This is a genomic window from Demequina maris, from assembly GCF_000971155.1.
Taxonomy (GTDB): domain Bacteria; phylum Actinomycetota; class Actinomycetes; order Actinomycetales; family Demequinaceae; genus Demequina; species Demequina maris.
Window position 1 is genome coordinate 239,645 of record NZ_BBLX01000004.1, and the last position, 14,462, is coordinate 254,106.

Here is a 14,462-nt window from a genome sequence, read left to right on the forward strand (position 1 = left end):
GCATCCTCGGGTGGCGGCCCGCGCGCGCCGGGCGCATCCTGAGAGACAGCCCCCCGCGCATCCTCAGGAGCACCGACATGACCGCCGTGGTCCCGCGCGTCTCGCGACGCGACGACGCCCGCTACCGCGAGGCTGAGCGGGAGGTCTGGGCCCACCACGGGATGACGCCGGTCGAGCGGTGGGTCGAGGTGCCCGGCTACGGCATCCGCGTGCGGGCGCTCGAGCACGGCGAGGGCCGGCCCGTCGTCTTCGTCCACGGCAACCCGACCGCAGGCAACGTCTTCGTCCCGCTGGTCGCGGCGCTGCCCGGCGTGCGCGCGATCGTCGTCGACCGCCCCGGCTGCGGGCTGAGCGAGGCGCTCGACTACTCGGACATGACGCCCGACGACCTCCGGGCCGCGATCACCGCGTACCTCTCGGCCGTCATCGAGGGGCTCGTCGGCGGGCCCGCGCACCTGCTCGGGAACTCCGCCGGCGGCGGCACCGTGCTGGTGGCGGCGGCGCGCCGGCCTGACCTGGTCGACAGCGTCGTGATCGAGGGCGTGCCCGCGGTGCGCGGCATGCGGCTGCCGCGCGAGCTCCGCATGACCGCGCTGACCCCGGTCGCCCGCATCGTCGCGGCGCACAAGGTCAACGAGGCGGACCTGCGCCGCTCCTTCCGCGCCATGGGCCACGGCGACCTGATCGACGCCGGTGGCCCGCCCGCCGCCGAGTTCGCGTGGCGCATGGCGCTGTCGCGGTACACCGACACGTACTGGCACGAGCTCTCGCTCATCCGCCGCTCCGCCACCTGGCGCGGCCTGCGCCCCGACTGGGTCGCCGGCAAGGAGACGCTCGAGGCGCTGCGCATGCCGAGCCTGTGGATCGTGGGCGACCGCGACCCGTTCGCGCGTCCCGAGCGCGTGCGCGCCTGGGCGCGCCACGCGCCGCAGTCGACCGTGCACGTGATGGAGAGCTCGGGTCATCAGCCGTGGCTCGACGACCCGGCGCGGCACGCGCGCCTCATCGACGGCTGGTGGAGCGCCGCGGCCGCGGCGTGAGGGCGCGGAGGCGGCCGGAGTGCTCCCGAGCCTCCTGGAGCCGTGACCCGCCGGGCCTTCAGGCCCGCAATAACCTACGGTGGCGTAGGTTAGGCTTGCTCCATGCAGAGCAGCATGACGTCCCCCGCCCTCGCCACCGTCGACGAACACCTCCACCTCACCGCGCTCCTGCGCGCGCGCACCGCGGCCGACCCTGCCGCGCCCTTCGCCGAGGTCAAGTCCGAGTCCGGCGCCTGGCGCACCGTCACCCGGGCCGACTTCGAGCAGCGCGTGCGCGCCGTCGCGAAGGGTCTGATCGCCGCGGGCGTGGCCGCCGGCGACCGCGTCGGCGTCATGGGCGACACGAGCCTCGAGTGGTCCGTCATGGACTTCGCGGTCCTCGCCGTGGGCGGCGTGACCGTCCCGATCTACCCGTCCTCCTCCGCGGTGCAGTGCGCGTGGATCGTCGAGGACGCCGGCCTCGACTTCGTGGCCGCGGAGACACCCGAGCAGCGCGCGATGCTGACCGGTCTCGCGCACGCGCCCACCGCGCTCGCGCTCACCGCCGACGGCCTCGACGCCATCGCCGGCGCGGGCGAGGAGGTCACCGACGACGCCCTCGACGCTCGCACGGCCGACGTGGTGCTCGGCGACCTCGCCTCGATCATCTACACCTCCGGCACCACGGGCCGGCCCAAGGGCGCGATGCTCACGCACGGCAACCTGGTGGCCCACTGCGCGAACATCGAGCTCGATCCGCACTTCGGCGCCTTCGTGCAGGGCGAGACCCGCGTGCTGCTGTTCCTTCCGCTCGCGCACGTGTTCGCACGCCTCGCGATGGTGCTCGCGCTGTCGTCCGGGGCCGTCATCGGCTACACGCCGAACCACCGCACGCTCGCCGCGGATCTCGCCTCGTTCCGGCCGACCTGGATGCCGCTCGTCCCGCGCGTGCTCGAGACCATCTACAACCGTGCCGACGGCGCGCAGACCGGCGTCAAGAAGAGGATCTTCCGCTGGTCCGCCTGGGTCGCGCGCGAGGTGTCGAAGGCTCAGGAGTCAGGCGGGCACGGCATCGTCCTCAAGCTCCAGTACGCCGTCGCGAACGCCCTGGTGCTGAAGAAGATCCGTCACCTTCTCGGCGGGCAGCTCGGCTACGTGCTCGCAGGCGGTGCGAAGCTGACGCCGAGCATCGGCCACTTCTTCCGCGGCCTCGGCGTCACCGTGATGCAGGGCTACGGCCTCACCGAGACCACCGCCGCCCACATGGGCACCCCGAGCACCGGTCAGGTGATGGGCACCGTGGGCCACCCGATCGCCGGCTGCGAGATCACGCTCGCCGAGGACGGCGAGATCCTCGCGCGCGGCGTCAACCTCTTCGCCGGCTACTGGAACGCGCCCGAGGCCACCGCCGCGGTCATGCGCGACGGCTGGTTCGCGACGGGAGACCTCGGCGAGATCCACGAGGGCAACCTCACGATCACGGGACGCAAGAAGGAGATCCTCGTGCTCTCCTCGGGCAAGAACGTCCAGCCCGCCACGCTCGAGGACTCGCTGCGCTCCCACCCGGCGATCCAGGACTCCGTGGTGATCGGCGACGGCCGCCACTTCGTGTCGGCGGTGGTCACTCTCGACCCGGTGCTGCTGCCCAGCTGGCTCGCGGCGCACGACCTGCCCGACATGCCCGTCGAGGAGGCCGCTCGCCACGACCGGGTCCGCGAGCTCATCGGGCGTGCCATCGCCACAGCGAACGAGCACGTCTCCCGTGCCGAGGCGATCCGCGAGTTCCGCATCCTGCCGCGCGAGTTCACGGAGGCGCAGGAGGAGATGACCGCCTCGCTCAAGGTTCGCCGCGAGACGGTCATGGAGCACTTCGCCGATGTGATCGCGTCGATCTACGCACCCGCCGGCGGCTCGCCGAGCCAGGCTCGCTCCTAGGGGCGGTCCCCGGGCCGCCGCATCGTCCCGGCCCCAGAAGTGGGGACCTTCCGGTCCGCGGCCACCCGACGTAGCCTGACGGGGTCGCGCCGCGGCGCGGCAGGGGAGGAGCCCATGGCCGATCTCGCGATCGAGACCCAGGGCCTGGTCAAGGTCTACGGGGCGACGCGCGCCCTCGACGGGATCGACCTGGCCATCCCGCGCGGGGGTGTGCACGGCTTCCTGGGGCCCAACGGCGCCGGCAAGACCACCGCGATCCGCATCCTCGCGACCCTGATCCGCCCGGACGCGGGCACCGCGCGCGTGCTCGGCCGCGACGTCATCCACCAGGCCCACGAGGTGCGCAGCCTCGTCAGCCTGACCGGCCAGTTCGCGTCGATCGACGAGGACCTCAGCGGTCGCGAGAACCTCCGGCTCATCGCCAAGCTGTACGGCTACGGCGGCGCCTCCGCGACGGGACGCGCCGACGAGCTGCTCGAGGCCTTCGGCCTGGACGATGCGGCGGCCAAGCAGGTGAAGAACTACAGCGGCGGCATGCGGCGCCGGATGGACATCGCGGCCTCGCTCGTGGCGACCCCCGAGGTGCTGTTCCTCGACGAGCCCACCACGGGCCTCGACCCGCGCAGCCGCAACGAGGTGTGGGACATCGTGCGGGCGCTCGTCGCGCACGGCACCACCGTCATGCTCACCACCCAGTACCTCGACGAGGCCGACCAGCTCGCGGACCGGATCTCCGTGATCGACCACGGCCGGATCATCGCCGAGGGCACGTCCACCGAGCTCAAGGCCTCGGTAGGAGCGGGGTCGCTGCACGTGCGCGTCATGCACCGCGACGACCGCGAGCGCGCCCGCGGCATCCTGATCCGCGAGCTCGGCGTCGAGGTCGAGGCCATGTCCGACCCGCAGGCGCTCGTCGCCGCGCTTGAGGACCGCGGCCGCGTCACCCGCGCGATCACCGCCCTCGAGGACGCGCGCATCGAGCTCGCCCAGCTCTCCCTCGGCCAGCCCACGCTCGACGAGGTGTTCCTCGCGCTCACCGGTCACGCGGCCGAGCCCGGGGACGATGCGGAGGAGGCCGCATGACCACCCAGACCGCACCCCAGACCGCGGAGGCCGCGCCGCGGCCCGCCGCCATCGCATCGGCGCTCGCGAGCGGGAGCCGTCCGCGGCGCCCGGGCGCGCTGTCGGAGTCGCTCACGTTCGGCTGGCGCGCGCTGCTGAAGATCAAGCACTCGCCCGAGCAGCTCCTCGACGTCACCCTGTCGCCGGTGCTGATGGTGCTCCTGTTCACGTACCTGTTCGGCGGCGCGATCGCCGGCTCGGTCGAGGACTACATCGCGTTCCTCGCGCCGGGTGTGCTCGTGCAGTCGGTGCTCATCGTGTCGATGTACACCGGCGCGACGCTCCGGGAGGACATCGACAAGGGCGTCTTCGACCGCTTCCGTGCGCTGCCCATCTGGCGGCCGAGCGCGCTGGTCGGCATGCTTCTCGGCGATACGGTGCGCTACACGGTGGCCGCCGCGGTGACCGCGATCGCGTGCCTCTTCATCGGCTGGAGGCCTGCCGGCGGAGTCGCCGGCGTCGCCGCGGGCACCGCCGTGATGCTGGTCTTCGCCTTCGCGCTCAGCTGGATCTGGACGTTCATCGCGATGCTGGTGAGCTCGCAGCGCGCCCTCATGGGCATCGCCTGGATCGCGGTGATGCCCCTGGTCTTCGGCTCGAACATCTTCGTCGACCCCAGCACCATGCCCGGCTGGCTGCAGGGCTGGGTCGACGTCAACCCGGTCTCGCACGCGGTGACCGCCGTGCGCGACCTCATGAACGGCGTCTCCGCCGGCAGCGAGCTCGTGTGGGTCGCGGGCTGGTCCGCGGCGCTCGTCGCGGTGTTCGGCACGCTCACGATGTGGCGGTACCGCGACCCGAGGTGACGGGTCGCGGTACGCGGGCTGACTGCGGTCACATGCTCGCGACGTACGCGCACACGTCGAGCACGATGAGCGCGCTGCCCAGCCAGGCGAGCGCCTCGTCCTGGCGGCCCTCGCCGCGCCGGACCCAGCCGATGGTCGCCGCCACGCCGCCGGCGATCACCGGGAGCATCGTCCAGAAGAAGAACGGTGAGACCACGACGCCGACGGCGAGCGCAGTCCACGCGACCGCGTGCGCGCGGCGCGGCCCGCCGCGCAGCGCCCAGGGCACGAGGGCGGTCATCGCGACGAGGGCGACCGCGCCGATCGCCGCGATGATGAGCGCGGTCTCGACCCATGGGTCGCGGTCGAGGCCGCGGATCCCGACGGTGGCGACGGACAGGACAGGCATCGCCACGGCGGTCGCCGTGACGACGAGCGTGGCGCGCCGGGATGCCGTGCCCGCCACGGGACTTGAGGTGTCGGTGATGGACATGGGAGCCTCCTCGGTCGATGCCGGAGCGGACCTCCGACGCTGCCGACGCTATGGCGGCGAGGGTCGCGATCGCCTCGCCTTCACGGCCAGTTCGGCGACGCGCTCCTCTGCCTGGAGGTGCACGCCCCGCTCCATCCAGGGATGGATGACCTGCCTGGTGCGTCGGCCTATGCTCGATCCATGAAGGCGCCGATGGGGGTCCTGCGCGATGCGTTCGCACAGGACCTCGCGCTCGCCGCCGTCCTCACCGTGGTGGCCCAGGTCGAGCTCGCGCTCGCGGACGACGTGGAGGGCCCGCGCGCGTGGCACGCCGCCGGGTTCGCGCTCGTCACCGGTGCGGTCGCGCTGAGGCGTCGCGCGCCTCTCGCCGCGGCGGCGGCGGGCGCGGTCGGCATCACGATGTCGACGCTCGCGGGCGAGGTGCCCGGGCCCGTGGCCCCGCTGCTGTCCCTGATCCTGGTGACGTACGCGGTTGCCTCGTACTCCAGCATGCGCCGCGCGCTCGCAGGCCTCGCGATCGTCGTGGCGGCCATCCTCGTCTACCCGTTGGTGGCGCGGTCGACGTTCGGCGACGAGCTCGGCAACCTCGTGATCTTCGTCGCGATCTGGCTGCTCGGCGTCGCGGTCCGACGGCGTGAGCAGCGCGCCGCCATCGCCGAGGCCGAGGTCGCGCGGGAACGCGCGGCGCACGAGGCCGAGCGTGCGCGCGCGGTTCGCGACGAGCGGCTGCGCATCGCGCGCGAGCTCCACGACGTGGTCGCGCACGGGGTGAGCGGCATGGTCCTGCACGCGGGAGCCGCCCGCCAGGCGCTGACCACCGAACCCGAGGCGGCCGAGGCGTCGCTGCTCGAGGTCGAGGCCGCCGGTCGGCAGTCGCTCGGCGAGCTGCGCACGATGCTCACGGTGATGCGCGTCGACGACACGATGCCCGGGGACCTGGTCGAGGCCGCGGTCGAGCGCGCGCGAGAGGCCGGGCTGGCGGTGGACGCGCGGATCGTCTGGGCGCCCGAAGCGCTCGCCGCGGAGACCGTGCTCGCGGCGGGGCGCATCGTGCAGGAGGCGGTCACCAACGTGGTCCGTCACGCGCAGGGCGCGACCCGGGTCGTGATCGACGTCGAGGACGTCGGCGCATCGGTGCGGGTGCGGGTCGCCGACGACGGCCGCCCGAGCGGCGATCCCCGGCCCGGGCTGGGGCTCGTCGGCATGCGGGAGCGTGCCGCGGCGCTGGGCGGCGAGGTCGACGCCGGGCCCGCTGAGGACGGGGGCTGGCGCGTCGAGGCGCTCCTGCCGAGGGGCGCATCGTGATCGCGGTCGGCATCGTGGACGACGAGGCAATCGTGCGCTCGGGCGTCGCGCTCATCGTGAGGTCGCAGCCCGACCTCGAGGTCGCCGGCGAGGCCGATGACCTCGGGTCGGCGCTCGCGCTCGCGCGCGAGCTGAGCCCTGACGTGATGCTCGTCGACCTGCACCTGGGGGAGGAGAGCGGGCTCGACGTGATCGCGCGCCTGCTGGCTGCGGCGTCCCCGCCGCGCGTCATCGTGCTCACGACGTTCGACGCGGACGAGAACGTCTACCGGGCGCTGCGCGCGGGAGCCTCGGGCTTCGTGGTGAAGTCGTCGCCTCCTGAGCACCTAGTGGCGGCGATCCGCGCGGCCGCCACCGGCGACATGCTCATCAGCCCGCCCGTGACACGCCGTCTCATCGAGGCCTTCCTCTCCGCACCGTCGCCCGTTCCGGCGGCAGAGGTCGCCGCGCTCACGGATCGCGAGGTGGACGTGTGGCGGGCGATCGCCCGCGGGCAGTCGAACGACGAGATCGCCGCCTCCCTGTTCATGAGCGTCGGCACGGTGAAGTCGCACATCAACCACCTGTACGCGAAGCTGGGCGTGCGCGACCGCGCGCAGGCCGTGATCGCGGCCTACGAGTCCGGGGTGGTGCGGGTCGGCGACGGCGGCTGAGCACGCATCGTCCCTGCTTGACTATCGAATCGCGATCGTGCGGGACCAAAAGCGTCACCGGGTGCCCCGCGGATAGGGAATGATTCTCCGGTGACTTTGACGCAGGACATCGAGCCCCGGACGTACTTCCGCACCTTCGAGGCCGCGCTGGCGGACTTCAAGCCCCCGGCCGAGAACATCGACCAGATCATCGACGTGGTCCGTACCCTCAGCTACGAGCACGTGTACATCCCCGAGTCGCGCGCCTTCATCGCGCTCGAGCCGGCGGGCAGCACCACGCCCGTCGCGTTCATCGCCCACGGCTACATCGCCGTGCACCCGGAGGAGGGCGACAACTACTGGATCGAGCTGCCGGCCCACCAGGCCGCCGCCAAGGGCTTCGCCGCGGTCGCGAAGCAGGTCGAGGAGGCCGTGATCCCCACGTGCGCCACCTGCTTCACCAACCTCCCGTCGACCGGGATGTGCGACTACTGCGACTAGACCTCGGCTGAACGCCGGGTGAATCCGCGCCGATCTGGACGCGTCACCCGCATTCATCGCCGATAATTGACTCGACCCCGAGGTCGGGTGCCCTCTTCATTCCAGTTCCGGGTTCCCGATCTCGGGGTCGTCCTATGCCCGGGCGCCGCCTCACGTGAGAAATCCGAAAAATCAGGACCAACGGTGCTTGTGTGCATCGATGGACGGTTCCTACCCTTGGCCGCATCGTCATGAGGGCCGCCATCGGGGGCGGGCCGCGGACGACGCGCAGCTCAGAGAGGAGCCGCCATGCCGGAGGTGCTCGCTCAAGTAGAGGTCGGCCAGATCGCGCAGTCCACAGCGTTCGTCTGCGAGGCGCGCGGTCATCAGTTCATCGACGAGGTCCGCCTCGATTCGAAGCTGGCGAAGGAGGATCGCCGATATCGCGAGGGCGTGCGCTGGATCCGGCAGTGGAGCGGCTACTGCGCATGCTGCGGCCGGCGTGTGCGGGTCACGCCCCTCGCCGCCTGAACGTCAGAGGACGTCGTACACGAGCGTGACGTGACCGCTCGGGAGGGCGTCGATCTCGACGGGGCGCAGCGTGCGCGCGTGCCGCAGACCCGGCGTGGTGGGACGGCCCTCCCCGATGAGCACCGGGACGATGCGCAGCCTGACCGCGTCGACCAGCTCCGCCTGGAGCAGGGCGCCCGCCAGGATGAGGCTGCCCCACAGGACGATGTCGCCCTCGTAGCAGTGCTTGAGGCGGCGCACGGTGTCGCGCGGCTCGCCCACCTCGACGGTCGCCGAGGCGTAGTCGCCCCACGGCGCGCGCCGCAGGGTGTTGGTGACGACGTGCTTGGGCGTCTCGTTGATGAAGTCCGCGAGGGGCTCCTCGTCCGTGGTCTTGCCCGGCCAGTAGTCGGAGAACAGCTCGTAGGTGTTGCGACCCAGCAGGATCGCGTCGACGTTCTCGAGCATCGCGATCTGCCCGCGGTCCGTCGCGTCGAACGGGCCCGGGATGCGCATGAAGTCCAGCTTGCCGTCGGGGCCCGCGGCGAAACCGTCGACGGTCACGATCTGCTCCACGATGAGGCGTCCCATACGGCCAGAGTAGGTCGCGTCGCCCCACGTTGGCGCGGTCGTTCCTAGGGACGATGCGCGGGATCGGTCGCGGGTGCGCTGGGGGTGCGCGTGCGGGTGACTGCGCGCAGGTCACGGCCCACGATCACCAGCGTCGCGATCGCCGGCAGCGCGATCACCGTGTCCCACAGCTGGCCGGGCGCGCCCATTCCGATCATGGCGTCGCTCGGCTGCACGGCGATCCACTGCGACACTCCGAGGACGGCGATCCACGTCGCCATGCCGGCTGCGGTGATCCACGCGGCGGCGTGCCAGGCGCCGACCGCCCGCGGGCTCTCCCCGACGCGTGTGCGGCGCACGACCCAGCCGGCGACGAGCGCGAACGCGGTCACGAGCATCACCGCGCCGAGGAGCCAGTTCGCCTCCTTGGGCATGGTCCGCTCAGCCGGGATGACGCTCGCGCTCGGGTCGTCCCACGTGCGCAGCTGCTCGGGCACGCTGACCACGACGAGCAGCGCGCCGAGCGCCGAGCGCGAGCACGATGCGCACCGTCAGGGAGCCTGCTGCCACCAGCCGCGACCACTGTGTCATGCGGCCATCGTGCCTGGTCAGCGGGGGAGAGCGCTAGGGTCCCGTGGTGTTCGCGCGGGCGCGGCTTGGCGACCGCTACACGGCGCTGAAGGCTTCGAACCGCGCCGCCAGACGGTCGCGGTTTGGCCGCTCTGCCTTGGTGCGCGGCAACGTGATGGACAGTCCGTGCATCTCTTGGAGGCCGTGCTTGAGCATCGGCCCGTCCTTCTCAACGAGCAGATTCTTGTTGATGTGGACTACGTAATCCGGGCTTACGCCGAGGAAATTCTGGTCGTAGGCAGCGTGATGGATCTTGCACATCGTCATGCCGTTCGTCACATCGGCATCTCCGCCGGCCTCGGCGTCGGGCACGATGTGAGCCGCATCGAGCAGCTCCGCATGTGCGAAGCGACACACGGTGCATCGTGTCTCGTATGCGCGGAGGACCATGGCGCGAAAAGCCGGCTGATGAACCCGTCGCTTCGTGATGCTCTCCGCGTACCGCTTCTCAATCGGCGAAGCGGAATGCTGCGCAACTTCGACGAGGTCGTCGAGCGCAATAGCGACGTACTGCTCTCGGCGATTCACCTGGGCGACCCACACCGGGTAGATCGCCTGGTAGACGTTGCGCCTGAGCTTGCGGAACATGATCAGGGGCGCTCCGATGCGGTTCGCCTCGATCAGTTTCGCATTGTCGCCACCGGGCCCACCGGTGCGGAAGTCGTAGCGCCACACGCCTTCTTCGATGAATGCATCTCCGTACGGGCCATCCGCTGACGACACAATGCTCAATGTCGCCTGCAGTTGTCGTGGATTGCGAATGCCGCGCGAGTAGTCGATCAGGGGGATCTTCTCGCCGTCGACCTCGAAGTTAAGAAGAGTGTGGCGGTCAATCACTTCGCCAGAGGGAATGCGCTGTGACACCAACTCAAATATGCGGGCGCGCAAGGCCGCGCTCGAAGGCGATTCCATGCCCGCAGCTTGCCGCAAGGCGCCCGGAGAAGCTACCCCCGCATTGTCCCACCGAGCCCGATCCCACCCGCCGGAATACCCTCGAAGAGAAGGGGGTTCCCGCCACCATGACCACCATCGGCATCATCGGTTCCGGACGCATCGGCTCGAACGTCGCCAAGGCGGCGGTCGCGGCCGGCTACGACGTCGTCCTCTCCAACTCCCGCGGGCCCGACACGCTCGGGCCCCTCGTGCATAAGCTCGGGCCCCGCGCCAGCGCGGCGCATCCGGCGGAGGCGGCGCATCGCGGCGACCTCGTCCTCGTCGCGGTGCCGCTCGGCAAGCTCGACGAGATCCCCGCCGACGCGCTCGCGGGCAAGGTCGTCATGGACGCCAACAACTACTACCCGCAGCGCGACGGCCGCATCGCCGCGCTGGACGACAACAGCAAGACCACCTCGCAGCTCCTGCAGGACCTCGCGCCCAGCGCCCGCGTCGTGAAGGCCTTCAACAACATCTACGCGGCCGAGATCTCCGAGCACGGCAGCCCCACCGGCGCGAGGGACCGCCGGGCGCTGCCGATCGCGGGCGACGACTCGGCCGCCAAGCACCTCGTCGCGTCCTTCATCGACGCGATCGGCTTCGACACGGTCGACGTGGGCACGCTCGCGGAATCGTGGAAGGTCGAGCGCGACACCCCCGCCTACACGCAGCGCACCACCCGCGAGGAGCTCGAGGCCATCCTCCCGACCGTGGAGCGCGTCCAGCAGGCCTGACGAGCCCGGTCGCGGTAGTGTTCCCTCATTACCAGGGGGGTAACGATGATCGCCGGTCAGCAGCCGTCCGCGCATCAGGATCAGGGTCCGGTCGACCCGTCGATCGGCGGCGTCAGCGCCGGGGGAGACGGCGTCGCGCCCCTCGACCATCGCAACCGGATCTGGCCCGCGCTGCTCGCCATCGTCGTCGTCGCGGCCTTCGCGGTCTTCGCCTGGAACGCGCTCACCGACCCGGTCGACACCGACGCGCGTGACGCGATGGCCGCGGAGGGCATCCTCATCCAGGCGGACGCGACCGACATCGTCACGGTCACCGTTCCGGCGGACGGCGGCTACCAGCTCTTCGTGTCCGAGACCGTGGGCACGTTCTCGCAGCTCTCGGGCGCCACGTACGTGATCACCCCCGCGACCGAGGACCCGTCCGGCGAGCCCGGGTGGCTGGCGTACCCGTGGCCGGGCGTCGACGCCTATGCGTACGACGGCGACAACGGCCCGCTGTTCGTCGATACCGGCGACGCGCAGTGGATGGTGACGCTCGGCGGCGTCGGCCTCGGCGAGATCGACGCGGACAAGCGCTGGGACGCGCTCTTCGAGGCCTGGGGCGGGCTTCAGCAGGTCATCGTCTTCGTGCCGGCGCTGTAGGGACGATGCGCGGGCGGGTTCCAGGCATCACCAGGGGGATGACATGACGACGGAGACGCCGATCGACGGGCCGCCGGTCCCGGCGCCGACCGCGCGCCCGCTACGCCGTTGGCTCGTGCTGGCGGCGGTCGCGCTCGCCGCAGCGGCCGCGCTGGTTGCCGTGTACGTCGCGGTCGACGGCGACGACTCCGCCGCACGCAAGGCCGCCGCGGAGCAGGGCATCGAGGTGGTCCGCGACGACTGGGTCAAGGCCGAGCAGACCGAGACCGGCTTCCGCGTGTGCATCTACCTGGGCACCGGCGACTCGGGTGACTTCGAGGAGTCGAGCGACATCTGCGACATCGCCGGCTACACCTACGACATCGTCCCCACCACGGCCGATGAGGCCGCCGGATGGGAGCTCTTCAGCGAGCAGAGCGAAGGGCTCGAGCTCCGCTGGTACGCGGGCGCGCCGCCGCACGGCGTCCTCGTCGTCGACGCCGGGAACCGCGTCTGGCGCGTGAGCGCGACCTCCGCCAACGGCACCGACGCCGAGGACGTCTGGCACTCGTTCGTCCTGCTGCTCGATGACGTCACGTTCGTCCCCGGCGCCTGACGGGACGATGCGGCACAGGTTTCGCGCTTGAGTGCGCCCGGCGTGCGGTGCGAAGATGAACAAAAGGTAAACGCCGCGGGCCTAATCCCGTCGGCCGCCACCTCCGCAACGGCGCGGAAGGGAGATCGCCATGACCATCACCCCGGCGAACCGCTTCGATCGCGAGGCCGTGCATGAGCACGTCGACCGCGCTCTCGACGACGCGGTCACGCACCTCGCCGAGCACTTCATGGAGTTCGACCGCGCGCTGATCCAACGCATGGTGCGCGAGTCGTACGACGCGCTCGCGGAGCGCGCGCTCGTCCACCAGCACCTCGTGACCCTCGCCGAGCATCGCGCCTGGCTGCGCCTCGACGACCTGCGCACGTCGCACATGTAGCCCGCCCGTCGCGGAGCCGTTCATCCGGGACCACGGTCCCGGGCATCGTCGCGCGCGTGGCGGGACGCTGTAGAGGTGATCGGTTCAAGATTTCCTGAACAGTACGTCGCGGACGCGGCGCTGCTCGCCGCCGTGGCGGACCCGATCCGCCTCCAGCTGGTCGCCCAGCTCGCGAACGGCACCTCGTGCGTGTGCAACCTCGTCACGGACCCCGAGATCCCCGGCAACCTGCTCAGCTATCACCTCAAGAAGCTGCGCGACGCAGGGTTGATCGAGGGCGCCCGCCGCGGCCGCTGGATCGACTACTCGCTCACCGAGGGCGCGCTCGACCGCCTCCGCGCGGCGCTGCCGGCCCCGATCGACGCCCTCCCTCTGACGAGCACGCGATGACCACCGACGCTCCCACCCGGACCGGCCACCCCGGCCTCCGCAGGGGCGCGACCCTCGCGGCCGCGGCGCTCGGCTGGTGGGCGCTGTACTCGCTCAACCTGCCGTTCTGGGACTGGCTCCTGGGCGACGTCGCGGGCCTCGACCTCGACTCGCGCGCCGGGGGAGCGGTCCACTTCTTCCTCTACGACAGCGTCAAGATCCTGCTGCTGCTCACGGGGATCATCTTCGTCGTCACGGTCCTGCGCTCGTTCATGAGCGTCGAACGCACCCGCGCCCTGCTCGGTGGCAGGCGCGAAGGCGTGGGCAACGTGCTCGCGGCGGGCCTCGGCGTCGTCACGCCGTTCTGCTCGTGCTCCGCGGTGCCCGCGTTCATCGGCTTCGTCGCCGCCGGCGTCCCGCTCGGCGTCACCATGAGCTTCCTCATCGCCAGCCCGCTTGTGAACGAGATCGCGATCGCCCTGCTGCTCGGGCTCTTCGGCATCGGGCCCACGCTCCTCTACGTCGCGGCGGGCCTCACGATCGCGATCGTCGCCGGCTGGGTCATCGGCCGCCTCAAGCTCGAGCGGTACGTCGAGCCGTTCGTCTTCGAGACGAAGCTGCGCGGCAAGCCGATCGACCCCGCCTACGGGCTCACGTGGGACGACCGTGTGCGCATGGGCGTCGAGGAGGTCGGCGCGATCCTGCGCAAGATCTGGCCCTACCTGCTCGTGGGCATCGGCCTCGGCGCCGCGATCCACGGCTGGGTGCCCGCCGAGTGGTTCGCCGCGCATGCGAGCGCCGACAACCCGTTCGGCGTCCTGGTCGCGGTCGGCCTCGGCGTCCCGCTCTACTCGAACGCCGCCGGCATCCTCCCGCTGGTCGACGTGCTGTTCGCCAAGGGCGTCCCCATGGGCACGCTGCTGGCCTTCATGATGGCGACGGTCGCGCTCAGCCTGCCCGAGACCATCCTGCTCAAGCGGGTCCTCAAGCCCCGCCTCATCGTGACCTTCGTCAGCGTCGTCGCCGCCGGCATCGTCGCGGTGGGCTATCTCTTCAACGCCATCCTCTGAGAAAGGGCACCGCCATGCACATCAAGATCCTCGGCCCCGGCTGCGCGAACTGCGCGAACCTCGAGCGAGCCACGCGCGAGGCGATCGACGGACTCGGGCTGTCCGCCACCGTCGAGACGGTGACGGACTACGGCGAGATCGCGGCCTACGGCATCATGCGCACCCCGGGCCTCGTCGTCGACGAGGAGGTCGTGCTCGCGGGCCTCGTGCCGACGACCGCCCGCGTGAGGGAGCTGCTCTCCGCGCGCCTCGCCTGACG

General features: G+C 71.3%; 19 protein-coding genes. 15 read left to right on the plus strand and 4 right to left on the minus strand.

Annotated features, from left to right (window positions below; genetic code table 11):
• The first annotated feature begins 77 nt into the window (after positions 1-77).
• The 4 genes from AOM02_RS06800 to AOM02_RS06815 all read left to right on the plus strand — a co-directional run bounded on the left by AOM02_RS06800 (position 78) and on the right by AOM02_RS06815 (position 4,882).
• The gene (locus AOM02_RS06800) at positions 78-1,040 is read left to right on the plus strand and encodes an alpha/beta fold hydrolase (protein WP_062298062.1); all 963 of its coding nucleotides are present in this window, start codon (positions 78-80) and stop codon (positions 1,038-1,040) included.
• A 102-nt stretch (positions 1,041-1,142) separates the two neighbouring features.
• Entirely contained in the window at positions 1,143-2,954 is a 1,812-nt protein-coding gene (locus AOM02_RS06805) for an AMP-dependent synthetase/ligase (protein ID WP_062298065.1), read from the plus strand.
• Between the two features lie 114 nt (positions 2,955-3,068).
• Positions 3,069-4,037 carry an ATP-binding cassette domain-containing protein gene (locus AOM02_RS06810; protein WP_062298066.1) on the plus strand — a complete coding sequence of 323 codons (969 nt, stop codon included), beginning with the start codon at positions 3,069-3,071 and terminating at the stop codon, positions 4,035-4,037.
• Positions 4,034-4,882, plus strand: coding sequence for an ABC transporter permease (locus AOM02_RS06815; RefSeq protein ID WP_062298068.1), 849 nt, complete (start codon positions 4,034-4,036; stop codon positions 4,880-4,882). The genes AOM02_RS06810 and AOM02_RS06815 overlap by 4 nt, the downstream gene beginning before the upstream one ends.
• A 28-nt stretch (positions 4,883-4,910) precedes the next feature.
• On the opposite strand, the gene AOM02_RS06820 is transcribed toward AOM02_RS06815, so the two are convergent.
• The gene (locus tag AOM02_RS06820) at positions 4,911-5,354 is read right to left on the minus strand and encodes a hypothetical protein (RefSeq protein ID WP_062298070.1); all 444 of its coding nucleotides are present in this window, start codon (positions 5,352-5,354) and stop codon (positions 4,911-4,913) included.
• Between the two features lie 180 nt (positions 5,355-5,534).
• Here AOM02_RS06820 and AOM02_RS06825 point away from each other — a divergent pair, with 180 nt between their 5' ends.
• From AOM02_RS06825 to AOM02_RS06840, 4 genes are all read left to right on the plus strand, one after another.
• The gene (locus tag AOM02_RS06825) at positions 5,535-6,659 is read left to right on the plus strand and encodes a sensor histidine kinase (RefSeq protein WP_062298072.1); all 1,125 of its coding nucleotides are present in this window, start codon (positions 5,535-5,537) and stop codon (positions 6,657-6,659) included.
• A complete protein-coding gene (locus AOM02_RS06830; RefSeq protein WP_228373792.1) occupies positions 6,656-7,312 on the plus strand; it encodes a response regulator in 657 nt (218 codons plus the stop codon). The genes AOM02_RS06825 and AOM02_RS06830 overlap by 4 nt, the downstream gene beginning before the upstream one ends.
• A 90-nt stretch (positions 7,313-7,402) precedes the next feature.
• The gene (locus tag AOM02_RS06835; protein ID WP_156156126.1) at positions 7,403-7,792 is read left to right on the plus strand and encodes a hypothetical protein; all 390 of its coding nucleotides are present in this window, start codon (positions 7,403-7,405) and stop codon (positions 7,790-7,792) included.
• Between the two features lie 288 nt (positions 7,793-8,080).
• A complete protein-coding gene (locus tag AOM02_RS06840) occupies positions 8,081-8,302 on the plus strand; it encodes a hypothetical protein (protein WP_062298078.1) in 222 nt (73 codons plus the stop codon).
• Positions 8,303-8,305: 3 nt separating this feature from the next.
• Here AOM02_RS06840 and AOM02_RS06845 read toward each other — a convergent pair whose 3' ends face one another.
• The 3 genes from AOM02_RS06845 to AOM02_RS06855 form a co-directional block, all read right to left on the minus strand.
• Positions 8,306-8,872, minus strand: coding sequence for a dihydrofolate reductase family protein (locus AOM02_RS06845; RefSeq protein ID WP_062298080.1), 567 nt, complete (start codon positions 8,870-8,872; stop codon positions 8,306-8,308).
• A 44-nt stretch (positions 8,873-8,916) separates the two neighbouring features.
• The gene (locus AOM02_RS06850; RefSeq protein WP_062298082.1) at positions 8,917-9,357 is read right to left on the minus strand and encodes a hypothetical protein; all 441 of its coding nucleotides are present in this window, start codon (positions 9,355-9,357) and stop codon (positions 8,917-8,919) included.
• 160 nt (positions 9,358-9,517) lie between these two features.
• The gene (locus AOM02_RS06855) at positions 9,518-10,393 is read right to left on the minus strand and encodes an HNH endonuclease (RefSeq protein ID WP_062298085.1); all 876 of its coding nucleotides are present in this window, start codon (positions 10,391-10,393) and stop codon (positions 9,518-9,520) included.
• On the opposite strand from AOM02_RS06855, the gene AOM02_RS06860 reads away from it, so the two are divergent.
• The 7 genes from AOM02_RS06860 (at position 10,339) to AOM02_RS06890 (ending at position 14,460) form a co-directional block, all read left to right on the plus strand.
• Positions 10,339-11,148, plus strand: a complete 810-nt coding sequence (locus tag AOM02_RS06860; protein WP_369344473.1) for an NADPH-dependent F420 reductase — start codon at positions 10,339-10,341, stop codon at positions 11,146-11,148. The two genes, AOM02_RS06855 and AOM02_RS06860, sit on opposite strands and share 55 nt — an antisense overlap.
• A 45-nt stretch (positions 11,149-11,193) precedes the next feature.
• On the plus strand, positions 11,194-11,790 hold the full coding sequence (locus AOM02_RS06865) for a hypothetical protein (protein WP_062298088.1): 597 nt from the start codon (positions 11,194-11,196) through the stop codon (positions 11,788-11,790).
• 43 nt (positions 11,791-11,833) lie between these two features.
• Complete coding sequence (locus tag AOM02_RS06870; RefSeq protein ID WP_062298090.1) at positions 11,834-12,385, plus strand: hypothetical protein; 552 nt, start codon at positions 11,834-11,836, stop codon at positions 12,383-12,385.
• A gap of 130 nt (positions 12,386-12,515) precedes the next feature.
• Entirely contained in the window at positions 12,516-12,764 is a 249-nt protein-coding gene (locus AOM02_RS06875) for a three-helix bundle dimerization domain-containing protein (RefSeq protein ID WP_062298092.1), read from the plus strand.
• A gap of 75 nt (positions 12,765-12,839) precedes the next feature.
• Positions 12,840-13,154 (plus strand): ArsR/SmtB family transcription factor, encoded by a 315-nt coding sequence (locus AOM02_RS06880; protein ID WP_228373793.1) that lies wholly within the window; start codon positions 12,840-12,842, stop codon positions 13,152-13,154.
• The gene (locus AOM02_RS06885) at positions 13,151-14,203 is read left to right on the plus strand and encodes a permease (RefSeq protein WP_062298094.1); all 1,053 of its coding nucleotides are present in this window, start codon (positions 13,151-13,153) and stop codon (positions 14,201-14,203) included. The genes AOM02_RS06880 and AOM02_RS06885 overlap by 4 nt, the downstream gene beginning before the upstream one ends.
• A gap of 14 nt (positions 14,204-14,217) precedes the next feature.
• Positions 14,218-14,460, plus strand: a complete 243-nt coding sequence (locus AOM02_RS06890) for a thioredoxin family protein (RefSeq protein WP_062298096.1) — start codon at positions 14,218-14,220, stop codon at positions 14,458-14,460.
• Positions 14,461-14,462 lie beyond the last annotated feature (2 nt).